The 14,217-nt window shown below is 59.4% G+C and carries 15 protein-coding genes; all 15 read right to left on the bottom strand.

The window, feature by feature from the left end:
* Nucleotides 1-4: 4 nt before the first annotated feature.
* The 15 genes from IGW03_RS02035 to IGW03_RS01965 all read right to left on the bottom strand — a co-directional run bounded on the left by IGW03_RS02035 (nt 5) and on the right by IGW03_RS01965 (nt 14,210).
* The gene (locus IGW03_RS02035) at nt 5-1,912 is read right to left on the bottom strand and encodes a phage head spike fiber domain-containing protein (RefSeq protein ID WP_194720829.1); all 1,908 of its coding nucleotides are present in this window, start codon (nt 1,910-1,912) and stop codon (nt 5-7) included.
* Nucleotides 1,909-2,343 carry a hypothetical protein gene (locus tag IGW03_RS02030; protein ID WP_194720828.1) on the bottom strand — a complete coding sequence of 145 codons (435 nt, stop codon included), beginning with the start codon at nt 2,341-2,343 and terminating at the stop codon, nt 1,909-1,911. The genes IGW03_RS02035 and IGW03_RS02030 overlap by 4 nt, the downstream gene beginning before the upstream one ends.
* Nucleotides 2,344-2,345: 2 nt before the next feature.
* The gene (locus IGW03_RS02025) at nt 2,346-3,452 is read right to left on the bottom strand and encodes a hypothetical protein (RefSeq protein WP_194720827.1); all 1,107 of its coding nucleotides are present in this window, start codon (nt 3,450-3,452) and stop codon (nt 2,346-2,348) included.
* A gap of 120 nt (nt 3,453-3,572) precedes the next feature.
* Complete coding sequence (locus IGW03_RS02020; protein ID WP_194720826.1) at nt 3,573-4,487, bottom strand: hypothetical protein; 915 nt, start codon at nt 4,485-4,487, stop codon at nt 3,573-3,575.
* Entirely contained in the window at nt 4,484-9,019 is a 4,536-nt protein-coding gene (locus IGW03_RS02015) for a DUF4214 domain-containing protein (RefSeq protein WP_194720825.1), read from the bottom strand. The genes IGW03_RS02020 and IGW03_RS02015 overlap by 4 nt, the downstream gene beginning before the upstream one ends.
* 35 nt (nt 9,020-9,054) lie before the next feature.
* The gene (locus IGW03_RS02010) at nt 9,055-9,336 is read right to left on the bottom strand and encodes a DUF1799 domain-containing protein (RefSeq protein ID WP_194720824.1); all 282 of its coding nucleotides are present in this window, start codon (nt 9,334-9,336) and stop codon (nt 9,055-9,057) included.
* A gap of 101 nt (nt 9,337-9,437) precedes the next feature.
* Complete coding sequence (locus IGW03_RS02005) at nt 9,438-9,764, bottom strand: hypothetical protein (RefSeq protein WP_194720823.1); 327 nt, start codon at nt 9,762-9,764, stop codon at nt 9,438-9,440.
* A gap of 97 nt (nt 9,765-9,861) precedes the next feature.
* Nucleotides 9,862-10,794: a phage tail tube protein gene (locus tag IGW03_RS02000; RefSeq protein WP_194720822.1), complete on the bottom strand. Its 933-nt coding sequence runs from the start codon at nt 10,792-10,794 to the stop codon at nt 9,862-9,864.
* A gap of 6 nt (nt 10,795-10,800) precedes the next feature.
* A complete protein-coding gene (locus IGW03_RS01995) occupies nt 10,801-10,971 on the bottom strand; it encodes a hypothetical protein (protein WP_194720821.1) in 171 nt (56 codons plus the stop codon).
* Nucleotides 10,972-11,028: 57 nt separating this feature from the next.
* Nucleotides 11,029-11,376: a hypothetical protein gene (locus tag IGW03_RS01990; RefSeq protein ID WP_194720820.1), complete on the bottom strand. Its 348-nt coding sequence runs from the start codon at nt 11,374-11,376 to the stop codon at nt 11,029-11,031.
* On the bottom strand, nt 11,373-11,936 hold the full coding sequence (locus IGW03_RS01985; RefSeq protein WP_194720819.1) for an HK97-gp10 family putative phage morphogenesis protein: 564 nt from the start codon (nt 11,934-11,936) through the stop codon (nt 11,373-11,375). Before IGW03_RS01985 ends, IGW03_RS01990 begins: the two co-directional genes overlap by 4 nt.
* Nucleotides 11,929-12,270, bottom strand: a complete 342-nt coding sequence (locus IGW03_RS01980; RefSeq protein ID WP_194720818.1) for a phage head closure protein — start codon at nt 12,268-12,270, stop codon at nt 11,929-11,931. The genes IGW03_RS01985 and IGW03_RS01980 overlap by 8 nt, the downstream gene beginning before the upstream one ends.
* Complete coding sequence (locus tag IGW03_RS01975; RefSeq protein ID WP_194720817.1) at nt 12,270-12,578, bottom strand: hypothetical protein; 309 nt, start codon at nt 12,576-12,578, stop codon at nt 12,270-12,272. Before IGW03_RS01975 ends, IGW03_RS01980 begins: the two co-directional genes overlap by 1 nt.
* A complete protein-coding gene (locus IGW03_RS01970) occupies nt 12,575-12,778 on the bottom strand; it encodes a hypothetical protein (protein WP_194720816.1) in 204 nt (67 codons plus the stop codon). Before IGW03_RS01970 ends, IGW03_RS01975 begins: the two co-directional genes overlap by 4 nt.
* 67 nt (nt 12,779-12,845) lie before the next feature.
* A complete protein-coding gene (locus IGW03_RS01965; RefSeq protein WP_194720815.1) occupies nt 12,846-14,210 on the bottom strand; it encodes a phage major capsid protein in 1,365 nt (454 codons plus the stop codon).
* Between the last annotated feature and the right edge of the window lie 7 nt (nt 14,211-14,217).

The raw sequence follows: 14,217 nt of genomic DNA, 5'->3' as shown, positions 1-14,217 counted from the left end.
CTCCCTATACCGAGTAAAACGGCAGTTCGGCGTTGGACAGCCGGCGGTTGTAGATTTCGATGGACTCGATCCAACCAAACCACATCGTGTCCCCGCCTCCAACGTACAGGGTCGACGGGTTCGGCGCGTTGCCCGCGGTATCGGTTAGAACTGCCCCGCCATTGCACGAAAACGCGAAATCATTCGTCTTTACCGCCATCGCAAACTTAAACGCGGCGACCGTCGAGATCGCCGTCGAGGCATTGCGCATACCAGCCACGTCTACGCCCCCCGAGCGTACGACCCCGCATATTTGATCCGAACCAGGATCATCGAAAAAGGCGCCGGCCTGATTGCCCGACGACTCGAGCAAGTTGTACGCCCAACGCCATATGCCCGTTTCGCCCTGGGATAGCGTTCGCGCCTTGACGACGACGGAATACTCGCCGCCGGCCAGCAACGAACCGAGGGCCGCCGGGGGTGGTGCGTCTGACGCCCGCGTAACGGCCGCGCCTGTCGTCGGTATTACGCTCGACGCGTTCGCCCCTTGCTCTAGTTGGGGCATGCCGATACGTACGGTTATGTCGACGGTTGCGCCGGCCGTCAAATTTACATCGAATCGGTTTTGTATGTACGCCGTCGTCGCGCTAGTTAGCGTGTACCGGTGTTCTAACCGTTGCTGGCGTAGCGGCGCAGTCGTAACGGCCGCAGAGCCCAATAGTGCCGAATTCGCTTCTGACAATACCGCCGAGCTGTTATACGCGATTAGAAAATTATCGTAACCACTAACGCCCGTTGTCGTGCCGGCGACAATGCGGGCGTACAGGGTCGAGTTCCACGCCTGGCCGTTTGCCGCCGCCTGTACGGCGCCGCCGTCAAATGCGATTGTCATTTCGGGCGATGCAACGGCGGCCACGGTGCCGAAAAATCGCAAGTCGATATAGTTTATGCCGTCCTCGGTGCCGGTACCGACGATCTGGCGCGATAGGCCGCCATTGCCGCTTATGACCCAATTCGTCGGCAACGTACCGGGCGTCCCAGCCACCGCGCCTTGCATCGTATTGTTGCGTACGCCGTTCGTGCGCGCCGGCTCGAACAGTAGCCCCCGGCATGCATGCTTCTTGCGCGCGGCGTCGGTCGTCGGCAGATAGGGCAATGCGGTTGCGCCCTCGCATAACTGAGGGGCGGCGAACCGAAATGTTACGTCGATTGCCTGGCCCGCCGTTACCACGAACCCGAAAGACGGCCGCACGTACGCCGAGGTTTGATTCGACCACGATTGCGATCCGTTAAACCGTTGCAGCGTCGACGAGATTGTATCTTTCAGCGCGCTATTAAAAACAATCGTTGTGACGTACGCCGAGGCCGAGTCGAACAGGTCGGCCCGTAACCGAAGCGTACCGATATTTGCTAGCGAGCCCCCGGCCACGGCGACCGCTAACGATTCGTTGTACGTGCGTCCGTTTACGATTGGTATGCCAGTTAATGTTTCGAACGTCATTACCGTATCGACTGTACTTGACGGCGTGCCACTCCAACGGCAATCGACATACCGTACCCCGCCATCGATGCCAATACCTACTATCTCAAACGTCAACCCGTTATTCGTTGAACGCGTCCAATTGGTCGGCAATGTACCGGGCGACCCGACTACCGCGCCGCTTAACACGCTATTGCGGATTAGATTTTCCTGCGCAACCGTGGCCGGGTCGTAATCGATACGCGGCTCGGGCCGGCTCGATAGCGTCTCCAGTACGCCTTGATCGTTGAACCGCGTGCAGGTGCCGGCAACGGTCGTCGGCGTCAATGCGCGGGCGTAGGGGCCGCTTGCCGCCATCGACTCATTGGCCGCAAACATGTACGCCAGCGCCGCGCCGGTCGCGTACGCCACGCGGGACGGCTGAAACGCGAGATTGGCACCCACGCCGATCATAATTTGCTCGCTTCAACAAAGAGCGCATCGAGCGCCGCGTCATCCAGACCCAGCGCAGGCGCCAGCATCAGGACCAGTTCCCGGTTGCGGAAAACCTCGCTGGAAAACTCCCATTCAATTTGCGCCTTGCGCTTTGTCGCCGGATCTTCAATGGCCGCAATCGCCAGCTCGACGTCATCCAGCAAGCCAACGCCCAGCAGAGCAAGGCGAGCCTGGCGCATCGTGACCATTTGCGGGACAGCGGTCGGCACCACAGGCTCGACGGGCGGGAGCAATTCCACGCCGTCCCGTGCTTCATTGGCCCGGAAGTTGACCCAGTTGATGCCGGTGTCGTCATCGACCTCGATATAGCACTCGGTGTGCTCCGCAGCGACGTCTTGCAGGAACGAGCCGGTCAAGGCGCCGGCGGCGTCATAGGTAACGTATCGCATGATCAAACCTTCCAGATTTCAACTTCGGTATAGACTTCGGTGCCGTTTCCAGTCGACTGCCCTAAATCGCCGGGGGAAGACGTCACGGCCTGAAGGTAGTGACGAACCGATATTGTTTTTTGCACCGCAAGCGTGAAAACACCTGAGACGAAACTTCGCGCTTCATTCGTTGCCCCATTGCCCGCATAAGACGACGTGCCAGTCAGCAGTGTCGTGCTGTCCGTGACGTTATAAATGAAAATCTTGTGCGCGTTTTGCAGAATAGCCGGTGCACTTGCCCGAATCCGGTAGGTGCCCGCCGGCAGCGTAATCTGATTTGCTGAGAGCGATGCGCCCGCTATCGTGTTGGCCACGGTCGCGTTAAGCGTTCGCGTGATGGTTCCAGCGGTGCCGAGTCCTGTATTGCCGCCCGAAGTGCCTTGCGGCTTTTGATCTTGGAAATAAGCATATTCAGGCGCAGGCGGGACATACTTGATGCTCATCAACGCATAAAAGGCTGCACCGTCGCACATGACAAGTGCGAAGTCACCCGCCGCAATCGTCAGCGTGGCCGCCCCGTTGATCGTCTCCGTGCCGTTCGGGTCGAGCGTGATGGCGGCACTATGCTCGTTCTTGATCCAGTGATAGAACGCGCCCTTCGCATTGAGCTGCGCGGCCGGTGCATAGGCCAGCGTCAGCGCGCCAGTTGCCCGCACCACCTGCCCCGCGTCACTTGCCTGCATCGTGTAGGCGCCCGAGCGGGGGACGACGGTATTTTGCAGCGTGGTCAGCACCGGGGCGGCCAGCGAAATATCCCAGTCCGCATAGGTGCCGGTGCCTTGCGCATAGGTGACGTTGACCGTCATCGTCGGGGCCGCTGCATTGAAGGCCGCGATGTCGCCCAGCATCCAGTTATTCGGATTGGCGCGGCTGACGAGTTTCACCGTCTGGCCGAGCGCAAACGCCTTGCCGGTTTGTCCGAGCGTGACTGCGCGGCTGGCCGGCAGCGTGGTCGGGATCGCCAGCGATGTCACCGATGTCGCCTGCTGCCCTGGCGACAATACCGCGGTGGTCGCCGCATCGATCGCCGGCTGCAGCAGCGGCACCGCCTGGTCGAGCTTCGGCTGCACCTGCGCATTCCACTCGTTGACGAATGTCGTTTCCCAAGCGAGGCGCGCTTCCACATTGGTATTGAACGTGGCCGGATCCTGACCCGGCGACGGTGCGGTTGGAGGAGAAGTCAGTGCCATTTAGGTAAGCCCTTCAATATTGATCGAGAGAAGCGATTCAGTCGGATACGACAGCTCGGTGTCGTAGTCCTTGTAAAAGCCGTAATTGACGGTGCTGCCGTACAACGGCGAGCCGATATAGACGATCGGCGTCGCACGGTACTTGGGCAGCGTGACATTCAACTGGTCCAGATACGTGTTCTGCACCCACACCGTGAAACCGCCGCGCTTGCTGTACGGCCGCTCGGTGACCGTCATGTTGCCGAACGCATCCACCGTCTTGACGCTGTAGTCGATCATGCCGATGCGGGCACCAAACTGAGTGCCGCCGATTTCCTTCGCCTGGCCGACGATGCAGGCGCCACACTTAACGGTCTGCCCCGGATCGGACAGCTCGACGGTGATCGTGCAGCCCGAATACGGCGGCAGGTCCAGCACCACCAATTCCGCATTGCGAATGCGTTCATCGAAGTGCCAGGAGTAGAAATCACTGATGCCGCCATCCGACAGCAAGCTGAACGTCTTGTCATAGACGACGCCGGACGTTGGACTGGTCATCGTGATGTGAGCCGATGCGGCACTCACATTCAGCAGCACGACCGCCGAGGCTCGGCCGGTGATGGTCAGGCTGGCCGAGACGCTATTGGCCTGCACCGTCTGCGACTGGACAGATTTATCAAACATCTTCCAGCGGTTGGTCGCACCGATGTCCTGCCACCAGTCGGTGGCGGTCGCCGGCGCAACCGGCAGCGGCTTGCCGGTATTGGCCGCTTGCAGCGAGCGGTAGATGCGGTGCGTGGTCGTACTGATCACACACGCGTCCAGCGCATACGTTGACGCCGCGCTATAGACCGGAAAGTCGTTCTCCGGCACGTTGCTCGACGTCAGCACCGCATCCGTGACAGCAATCGGCGGGACGATCGTAAAACCGCTCATGTGACCACCTTCGTCCGAATTTCATTGCCGCCCTGCGTGACACGCCCTTGGATGTCAGCAACCGTTTCACCGGCGCGCGCCCCGCGACCCGTATTGATCACGATCTGCTCCAGTGCCTTTTTCATCAACGCCAGCTCCTCCTTGGTTGCTTTCAGCTCGGCCGCGAGCGCCGCACTGTTCTCCGACGGGCTTTGCAGGCGCGACATCAGTTGCTGGTGGTTTGCCGCCGGGTTGTACGCCTTCGGCACCACTGCCTCGCCTTCGTGGATCATGGCCAGCATGTCGTGCGGGACATAGTTCGTACCTACGGCCAGGTGCGGTACCTTGCCCAGGTACTCAGGGCTGTTCTTGATTTGATCGACCACGCTCCACACCGACTCGCCGGCATTGAGCTTGTCAGACCAGAACTTCAACCCATCAGAGTCCGGATCGCGTCCAAGCAGCGAGTCATACAGCGAGTCAATGACCGTATAGTTCGGATTCGATGCGCCGCCCGAACCGCCTCCACCTATCGTGCCCCCGCCTGCAGACACCGACGCCTTGTTAAAGGCTGAAATGGCGTCGACCACCGACAGCACCGAAGTATTGACACCATTGATTGCATCGATCTGCAGCTGCGCCTTCTCGAGGATGTCATCCAGACGCGCCATTTCGTCCTTATAGGCGTCCTCAGCTGCTTCTTTCTGCTCCTCAAGGGTCTTCAGCGTCCTTTCCTCAATGCTGAGCTGGCTATCGGTCAGGCTGGCCAGATCACCGATGCTGTTCCTGGTGATCAGGAAGTCGCGCTGGTAATCCTCAAAAGAGGAAAACAGCTGCTCGCTCGGTTGAGAAACGATAGACAGCGCATTCTGAATCTTGTCGACATCAGGGAAGACGCCACCGGCCCTGGCCAGTGCCAACGCTGTCTGGATCTGAGCTTGGGCGGCCGCCCGATCCATGCCTGCTTGGGAATCCAGCCGCATGCCGTTGACCGTCGAGTGCAACACGCCGGAAAGGCTGGTCAGCTTGCTGACAGACTTGCCAACCGCGTCCATCCGGTCGGCCAGACTGTCCATCAAATCTTCGTAGGCCGTTGTGAACGTCTCGCGCTCGGCGCCGACGGCGCGCTGCAAATTCGAGAACGCAACTGAAGCCGATTGCCTCAAGGTCTCAAGCGCATTCATCTCGTCTTCCAGCGCCCAGATACGTTTCTGCTGCGCATGCAGCACTGGGTCAAGCGCTTCCAGCTCCTTGGCCCGCATCCGCCTGATGCCTTCCGTTGGGTCGGTCAACGCCAAGATCTGCTGATCGAGGTCGAACGACTTGTTCCCGAGCTCTCGCTGGATTGCTGCAGCCGCGTCGGCAACTGTGACGAAAGCCGGTGCAATTGCAAGCAACTTGGCATATAGCTGCTGACCCGCCGCGCTGGAAAGGTCTAATCCAGTAACCAGTGCCTTGAATTCATCCTTCGTGTCAACGCTTGCATAACCCAAGCCGGCCATTGTCTCGGCTACCTGCTTCTGCACTGGCACCAGGCGCTCGGCTTCTGTCAGGAAGTTTTGTGCGTAAAACTCGGTCTGCGATATGAAGGACTCCAATCCACCGGAGAGCGCAATTAACTGCTCACGCGCCGCAATCGATCCGCTCCCGATGGAGCCAAAAGTCTTTCCGATGGAGGTCAGGACGGCGTCGACCGCGGCATAGTCCCCCATCAGCCTCTGCAGCGTCTGCGCCGCGCTTTCCTCAGCGGCAGCGAAGTCCTCGACGTTCGGCAGGATGATCTTGGCAAGATCATTTGCCACATCGTTCATCAAGCCGTCAATCGACGCCTGGCTTTTCTCAGGATCGTCGTAAAACTGGATCGCGAAGAATTTGTTGTAGCTATTTAGTGACTCCTGCGACACGCCCAGCGCCGACGCGAACGAACGCGCGCCCGCGATGACTGCATCGAGCGCACCATCGACACCGGCTCTCAGGTCGGCGCTGTAGTCGTCGAGCTTCGTATAGCGTGCATCGCTTCTGAATACACCGCCTTTCTCCAGCATGTTGTAGAACTGGTTGCCGCCGGCAAGTCCGTCTGTCGTGACAGTTCCGTTAATGCCATAGGTTTCCACTTCAGGCGCTCTACGGCCGAACAGCTTGACGATGCCAGATGAGCCCGACAAGATCGCCGCAGCCTTCTCCGACAGCCCGAGCTTCTGCAAGAACGAATCCGTCACCATGTGCGGCTGGGTGGCGGGGTTGTACTTGCCGATGAAGTTCAGGCTGTTGTTGCTTGCACGGTAGCCGGATTCGTAGAAGCTTTTGCCGGCCATGGCTGCAGCCAACGCCCAGCCAATGATCGGTATCGCGGACGATGCAAAGGACCCGGCGCCCATGGCACCGCCCGCCCCTGCTGTCGTTGGGCCAGCGAGTCCAGATGCGAGACTCGCACCCTTCATCCCCGCAGCGAACGACTGCAGCGCGGTCGAGCCAAACAGGTTGCCGGCGCCAGCCACAACGCTTGCAATGCTGCCTGTCATACCCATGGAGAAGCCGTTCCAGATTGTTTTACCGGCCGAAAGGTAGTTAGCCGCAGTGCCAAGCGAGAAGCCGTTGCCGCCTGTTTGAGCTGCGCTAGGATTCAGGATCGATGCACCGAATGCAGCAATTGGCTGAATGATTGGGCTCAGCACCAAGCGGGCAAAGGTCGTCTTCAAGCCGTCAATGAAGCTCTTCCAAAAATTCTTACCTTGCGTAATGCCACGGCCGATCGCATCCCCGATCCAGTCCTCGATGCGTTCGAAGTCACGTTGCCACTGTTCTGACAGCTTCTTCGCCTGGTCCATGACGTCGACTTGCGCAAGAGCGGTGACACTGCGGCGTTTCGCGTCAATCAGCTTCTCCAGGGCCTCAATACGGTCCAGAGTCAGGCCGAGAGCTGAGCGGTTCGCATACTCGTTTTCAAGTTCGGCAAGAGCGAGCGCTTCAACTTGGGCCTTTGTCAGACCGTATGCTTTGGCCAAGCGCTCATTCGCCTCAGCCTCCCGCTCTGCGTTCTCGACTGCCTTCTTGACCTCGCTGTTATAGTCAGCATAGATCTTGGCAACAGCTTCAGCGGCCGCCTTAGACTTGCCCAGTGTATCGAGAACGTTCAGGCGAGCGTTAAGCAATGCCTGCTCGTCCCCTTCCAGCTTTATTGCTCCGGTCGCCAAGTCTGCATACATCTTGGCGCGTACCTTTTCCGCCTCAGTGACTTTTGCGGACGACGTCAGTTCTAGCTGATCAATGGCGATCTTTTCGTTGATTGATTTGATCAGCTTGTCATAGTCGGAAGCTTTGTCCTTCGTATCCTTGTCCTTGTCATTGCCGGTTGTGTAGCCGAGGCGCTTCTTATTTGCCTTATTGGCTTCGGGTTCGCCACCGCCATACAAAAACGGATCGACGGACGCATAAGCACGTTGCGCGATTCGCGCGCTCAATGAGTCGGAAAAGGCGTTCCTTGTGGACCCGTCCATGTAGGACATAAGCCCTTTTAGGTTTTGCTCGAAGGCGGATTTGTACTTCTCCATTTCCACCTTCATTTCTTCATGCGGATTGCCACCTTGAAGCAACTTAGTAAGCGCGGCGCGTGGATTAGCGTTCGCCATCAAGAAGTTTGCTGCACTGATACTGTCCGTCGTGATCTTGATCGCAAGCGGAAGCGCGCTTACCACGTCCAGAACGTCTGCAATGGACAGCGCAAGCCGGTCCGCCCAATTGGTAAGCGAATCGTTTCCGGTCAAGCCATCCGATTTCTTTTTAGTGTCGGCAAGCGCATCGACGAAATCGGTCAACGTCGGCAATAAGGACACTGACAAGGATGTGAAAAGTTCGTCGCTTCTGGTTTTCATGAAACCGAGCTTGTCCTGGAAGTCAGCAGCCTGCTTTGCTGCCTCGGCGCTGGCACCAGTGAACTTGTCGACATTCTCAGCCAAGTCGTTCAAGTAGGGCAGCAACTCCGCGCCGCTCTTGCCGAACAGGTCCGTCACAAGGGCGGCTTTGTTCGCGCCATCCTCATAGTCCTGCAGCCGCTTGGCCACTTCGATCATCACTGCAGACGGGTCACGCAGCTTGCCGGCGGCATCCTTCGATTTCACGCCCAGTGCATCCAGCGCCTTGTTCGTCTTGTTGGTTTCGCTGTCGACCGTAGCCATGCCCTTCGCAATCTTCACCAGGGCGCCATCGACCCCGCTGAAGTCGGTGCCAAATGTCGAAGCGACTTTCTGCATCTTGGAAAGGTTTTCGACCGCGGCGCCGGTTTTCTGGGACATGTCGTCCAGCTTGGCCAACGTATCGAGGGACTGGTTGAACTTGCCCAGCGCGGCATCCACCGTGAACAGCGCTGCAACTGCGCCGGCGGCTCCCTTGACCATACCGGTAAAGAATTCGGTGCCGGCCTGTTTCGCCTGGTCGAAATGCCGCTGTGCATTCTGTGCGAACTTCAGCGCGTCCTGATCGGCCTTATTCAAGCCTTGGGTGTACTGGGCATACTCCAGCGCCAGAGAAACGACCAATTTTCCAAGTGCAGACATGTGCTATCCAAAAAAATAGCCCGCCGGAGCGGGCATTACCGTGTCTTTTCGCCGTCGTACTTCAGGACAGCGAATTCCATGATGCGAAGGTCATCAAGCAGCGCCTTGTGCTTCTTGCGTGGGATGCCTTCCATTCGCATGGTGGCTTCGACGCGCCCATAGTCCAGACCGACGCGTACCCCGCCGGCCAAACCACTGACATAGACCCACTGCGTACGAACGCTGTCGAAGAACAGGAAGGATTCCCAGTTCTCCTCCCAGACTTCGAATGCACTCGACTGCTGTGGCTTAAGCCGCTTTTCCGCAGCCTCGATCACTTCCGGAGGAGCCTGCGCCTGCTTCAGCTGCTCGATGACGCCTTCGTCGATGGTGGCAGCTTCAACCGGCTTATCCCCTGCCCAGTGCCGGGCCGCGGCCTTTAGTTTTTTTCGCGGGCCTTGAAGATAGACGCCCAGAAGCCGGTTGCCAGTGCCTCGAAAGCCTGCGGGATCTTCAGCAGCGCCATGCGGTTAACTTCGTTGTAGGGCACGTCCTGGTTGTTTTCATCGAGCAGGCCGGTCCAGCCGATCAATACCTCCTGCAACACTTCCTTCTGCGGCAGCTTGCGGAGTTCCTCGATCTCATCCATGTCGACGCGCTTGAATTCGGCCATGAAGTCGGACTTGTCGATCCGGCCGTTCTCGTTCGGCGTTTCGACGACGATCTTTTGCTTATAGGAAGGCTTGAGTGCGATTTTGAATGCCATTTTTTCTTTCCCTTCTAAGAAAGCCTGATAAGGAGCCGCGGCAATGGGCTCAGGGGGACCCACTTTCGGCGATCAACCTAGCCGCGGCGTGACTGAATTACTGGCAGGTAACGACGAGTTCGTCGTTGCCAGTGTTCGGCTGGTACGCCAGGTTAAGGTTGAGCATCGCGATACCGTCTGACTCGGCGTATTGCGGCTGGGTCAGCTGCACCTTCGGCCCGTCGAGCTTGACGATGTTGCCTGCGACGGTGCCATGGGTGATCGAGGTCGGAGCAACGATCGCATTCTTGACCGCGGTCCACCAATCCTTGGCAGCCACCGTATCCAGCTCGAAGCTGACGCTGCCGGCTGGTGCGCGGTCAGTGAAGACCACACCTTGGAAGCCGACCAACTCGCGATAGGTGACCTGGTTGGCCACATCCACGGAGTAGGACTGCATCTTGCAGCTGACACCGTGTACCGTGAATGCGGTGGTATTGGTATGGTTGACCACCACCGGGGTAGTGAAGCCCGAGTAGTCAACATTCGACGGCATCAAGGCATCGGAAGGTGTGCTGTACTTGCCGACGAAGCGGAAACGCATCACAGGGATGCCCTTGGCATTCAGCTCGAACGCGACAGTTCCGCGGGCACCGTTGATCTTGTGCAGGATGCCGTCCAGGTGATACCAGAGGGTGGCCGACTCGGCACCGTTTGTCACCGGCGCATACACTGCGCTCGTCGATGCGGTCAACGTCTCGGCAAAGCCGCATGCGCGCAGCAGCGGCGCCCATTTCGGCGCAGTTCCAGCGGCACCAGAACCCGCCAGCTCTACTTCGAACTCGCATTCGGCGTGTACGGCCGCTGGCAGAGAGCCGTTCGAGCCAAAGAACGGACGAATCAGCGTACGCTCGGCGTATTCAGCCGAGATAGGCTGAGGCGTGATGGCACGGCACAGGATCGCGTTAGCCAGTGCGGTAGGTGTTGGATCGGTACCGTAGACGGTTTCGAGCTTGGCAAAGAGCAAAGCATTGCGCTTGAGTTTAGCCATGGCTTCTTATTCCTTTTCAGTCGGGGTTTCTTCAGGTTGCGGGGCGGGGCTGCGGGTGCCGGTAGCTGGGTCGAAGATGTAGCTCCCGCCCTTCCCGGCGAATTCGTCTGTGGCGATGACCTCGGAGATGTCCGGCGTAGGCTTCGCGAATTTCAGTTCATTGGGTACTTTTGGCATGGCATTTAAATGTAAAAAAACCAGCACTCGGCTGGCTTGGGGTTGGCAATGCCGGCATTAGGTCCGGCGGGTTCGAATTCGAAAGTCCTGGTAATACGCGTAGACATTCGGATCGCTTTCATAGTCCGAATCGCCTTCGCCTTCTGCGCCCATGAATCCCGGTACGGCTTCCAATGCCGCGATGATCTGCGGCCGCAGCGCGTCGATCTCTTCCACAGTCTTGGCCAGGCTGAAGACGCTCACAACATGCTGGTCATATCCTCCGCCAAGCACCCAGCCCTTTTCTTCCTCGGTGGCCACTTCGAACACGATCGCAGGCCATGTCGGGCGCTTCGGCAGCTCGACCGCCCATGAGTTGGCGAGCACCGGTGTCAATGCAGCGGCAATCAGTTTCTTGATAGTCATGCCTTATTCGCTTTCTTGATGGCAGCTTCCAGGCGCTGGGCCATGACCTCCAGCGCCGCATCGCGCTTGTTTTCGAGCGCCGGCGCCAGAAACGGGGTCGCCTGCGTGCCGGGGTGATTAACCTTGCGGGCAAACTGTGTCGGGCGGGGAACCTGCGTCCAAACCAGCAGCTTGCCGCCCTTTGCTGGGGCGATCACGTGCGGTTTCGCGCCGACCTCGAGGATGACCCAATACCAGGGATCATTGACGTATCGGGTCTGGATGCGACCGTTCGCGCCGACCACCAGCTTCTTCTCGGCTTTTTTGCCAAGTGCGCGGCCATGCCGGACACCAAGGTTGTACTGCTCGATGCCCTCGGGCGTGCGTTCCCGCTTCATGACAATATTGTTCAGCAGCGCGCCGGTCCGCCGCAGGCCGGCGGCGGCAGCAATCCGCTTTGCCTCTTCGCGGACCACCTTGGCGCCAGCGCCGACCATGCGCCGCGCCGTGCGCTTGTGCAGATCCTCGCGCAGCTCCTTGAAGGCAGCGGTCAGACCCGAGGTGTCAATGCGCTCAGCCATCGTTGACGCCGGTGTCGCAGGTCAGGAGCAGCCATTTCCGCCTTCCCTGAAGTGGCTTGATGTGCCGGATGTTGAAGTAGCGGCCGTCGTACACAACGCGCATGGTGCTATCGAGGCCGTCGCGGTACCGGATGAAGATTTCCGCCCGCGCTTCGCCGACCTCGCCGCCGTGCGACGTCGCCCGCCTCTCGTTACCGTTCAGCTCGTTCACGAACGCCGGGGTTCTGGCCATGCCGGCGACAATCGACCACGCCTCCTGGCGGCCGCCGGACGCACCACGAGTCTGCACCAGCTGCTCGACGTCGATCTTGTGAATGAGCTTCCAGCCGTCCATTAGGCACCCGATAGGCGATAGCGATCGAGGATGCACATGGCGGCGGCGCGTGTGCGATCGCCGTCCTGCGTCCCGACCTGGTCAAGGTAGTAACCGACGAGCAGGATCTGGGCATTGATCATGTCCTTGGTGGCCACGATCCCGGTCGGGTCGGCCGCCGCGGTCAGTGCCGCCGTGTCGGCATAGACCTTCCGATCCAGCTTCGCCAGCATCTCGGCATGCACGGTCTCGATCAAGTCGGTGACCTCGCCGGCCTGGTCATCGCTGGTGTTCAGCCTTGCCTTGATCTGCTCGACGGTCGGCTTCATTTTTTCCCGTTCGGCTCGGCCGGCTTGGTCTGGTCGGGCTTGGCGGTCTTTTCCGCTGCCTTTTTGGCCTGTTTATCTTCAGCCGGGCCGATCATTCCGTGCCGCTGGTAGTGGTCGGACGTGGTTTTGTCCATCTCCGGCGGTTTGTCGCCAGCGCGGTATTTCTTGCCGTCGGCAACGAAGGTCTTTTTCACTTCCATGTCATTTCTCCATGAAAAAAGTCCGCTGGGCGAACCATGCGGACTTTATTGAGGGATTCCCTGCAAATTACGCGGGGAATGTGCCGGAAACGATGGCAGCCGGACGCTCGACAGTGAAGCCGAGGCGCTCTTCGCAGAGGATGGCGACCATGTTCTTGATGAAGAAGTCGCCATGCTGCTCGGCCACGCGGACGCTGACTTCCTCGCGGTCGTAGATAGTCGCAGCCAGGCTGGAGCCGACCACGAAGTCACCGGAATCCAGGCCGTACGACTCGACCACGCGCTTGCCCCAGATACGGGGCGCGGCGCCATCGGTCGGGCTGCCGAAGATGTAAGCGCCGTCGTCGGTCTTCATCATCTGGATCAATGCCCAGTCGTCCAAGCTCAGCACCGCGAAGGTTGCCGGATACTTGGCCTTGGTCACCTGGAGGATTGCCCAGCGCAGGTGGTCGATCTTCGTCGCGCCGGCGGGGATGCCGACGGCCGAGTAAGCCGTTGCCTGCGGCACCAAGCCGAGCAGATTACCGTTGGTGCCGTCGCCGAACAGCAAGCCGAGATCTTCTTTCAGCTTCAGGCCGGTGCGCAGCTTGCCGTCGATGACGCCGCGCAGCTGGGGCGCGTCGGCCAGGATCTGGCGAGATGCCGGAATCCAGTGGGCGATGGTTTCGATTGCGCTGGTTTTCTTCTCGAACGTGATGCCCGACTCATTCTTGGCCGCTGCTTCAGCAGCCTGCGGGCCGGCGTTGTTCGTGAACAGCTTTTCCTGCACCCATTCGACCGCATTGGAGCTGATCGACACCGCGGTGAACAGGTCGCGCACGGTCAGCGGAGTGTCGGGCGACATCAGGATGCCCGGCACGCGGTACGGATCGACCAGAACACCGGCAGAAGCCGCGTCGGAAGTGACGTTGGCCTTCGCGAACAGCGGGCCGGCCATGGTGCACAGCTCAACGGAGCCGCCTTTGTAGGTCTTGGCAACTTCGGATTCCGCAGCCAGCTGGCCGAGGGTCTTGGCAGTTTGCGGCTTGCCGAGGATGTTTGCAGCCTTCTGCGCCAGCTCAGTGACTTCCTGATTGAGCTTGTCGAGGGCGTTTTCGGCTTTTTCAACCTTCGCCACCGCGTCCTGGAAGGCCGCCTTGGTCACTGCATCGGCCTTGCCGGCGGAAATCTCTTCCTGCAACTTGGCCACGCGCCCATCGAGCTCGGTATGCGACTTGCGCACCTGCTCGACTGTTTCCTTGGCTGCCTTGGCCACGTCGGTGAGTTCGCCCAGGGTTTTCTGGACATCGAGGTTACCCATTACAGGCAGCATGCCGAGGCCGGCGAGCGTTTCCGGAGAAACCAGTGGATGGCCAGTCAGCGCGCAGATGGCCATTACCGCCAGCAGGAGGACAAAGCCAAAGGTGAAGTACTTCTTGAACGAATGAGTCATGGTTTTC

Origin of the sequence: Noviherbaspirillum malthae, from assembly GCF_015352985.1 — a bacterium.
GTDB lineage: Bacteria > Pseudomonadota > Gammaproteobacteria > Burkholderiales > Burkholderiaceae_D > Noviherbaspirillum > Noviherbaspirillum malthae.
The sequence above is the reverse complement of the archived record's forward strand: the minus strand, read 5'-3'. Positions and strand labels throughout refer to the sequence as shown.

What these genes read in the sequence shown, in the direction of transcription:
- IGW03_RS02030 (WP_194720828.1), bottom strand. Translation starts at nt 2,343, where the DNA reads ATGCGATACGTTACCTATGACGCCGCCGGCGCCTTGACCGGCTCGTTC.
- IGW03_RS02005 (WP_194720823.1), bottom strand. Translation starts at nt 9,764, where the DNA reads ATGGCATTCAAAATCGCACTCAAGCCTTCCTATAAGCAAAAGATCGTC.
- IGW03_RS02015 (WP_194720825.1), bottom strand. Translation starts at nt 9,019, where the DNA reads ATGTCTGCACTTGGAAAATTGGTCGTTTCTCTGGCGCTGGAGTATGCC.
- IGW03_RS01995 (WP_194720821.1), bottom strand. Translation starts at nt 10,971, where the DNA reads ATGCCAAAAGTACCCAATGAACTGAAATTCGCGAAGCCTACGCCGGAC.
- IGW03_RS02035 (WP_194720829.1), bottom strand. Translation starts at nt 1,912, where the DNA reads ATGATCGGCGTGGGTGCCAATCTCGCGTTTCAGCCGTCCCGCGTGGCG.
- IGW03_RS01990 (WP_194720820.1), bottom strand. Translation starts at nt 11,376, where the DNA reads ATGACTATCAAGAAACTGATTGCCGCTGCATTGACACCGGTGCTCGCC.
- IGW03_RS01975 (WP_194720817.1), bottom strand. Translation starts at nt 12,578, where the DNA reads ATGAAGCCGACCGTCGAGCAGATCAAGGCAAGGCTGAACACCAGCGAT.
- IGW03_RS02000 (WP_194720822.1), bottom strand. Translation starts at nt 10,794, where the DNA reads ATGGCTAAACTCAAGCGCAATGCTTTGCTCTTTGCCAAGCTCGAAACC.
- IGW03_RS02020 (WP_194720826.1), bottom strand. Translation starts at nt 4,487, where the DNA reads ATGAGCGGTTTTACGATCGTCCCGCCGATTGCTGTCACGGATGCGGTG.
- IGW03_RS01965 (WP_194720815.1), bottom strand. Translation starts at nt 14,210, where the DNA reads ATGACTCATTCGTTCAAGAAGTACTTCACCTTTGGCTTTGTCCTCCTG.
- IGW03_RS01980 (WP_194720818.1), bottom strand. Translation starts at nt 12,270, where the DNA reads ATGGACGGCTGGAAGCTCATTCACAAGATCGACGTCGAGCAGCTGGTG.
- IGW03_RS01985 (WP_194720819.1), bottom strand. Translation starts at nt 11,936, where the DNA reads ATGGCTGAGCGCATTGACACCTCGGGTCTGACCGCTGCCTTCAAGGAG.
- IGW03_RS01970 (WP_194720816.1), bottom strand. Translation starts at nt 12,778, where the DNA reads ATGGAAGTGAAAAAGACCTTCGTTGCCGACGGCAAGAAATACCGCGCT.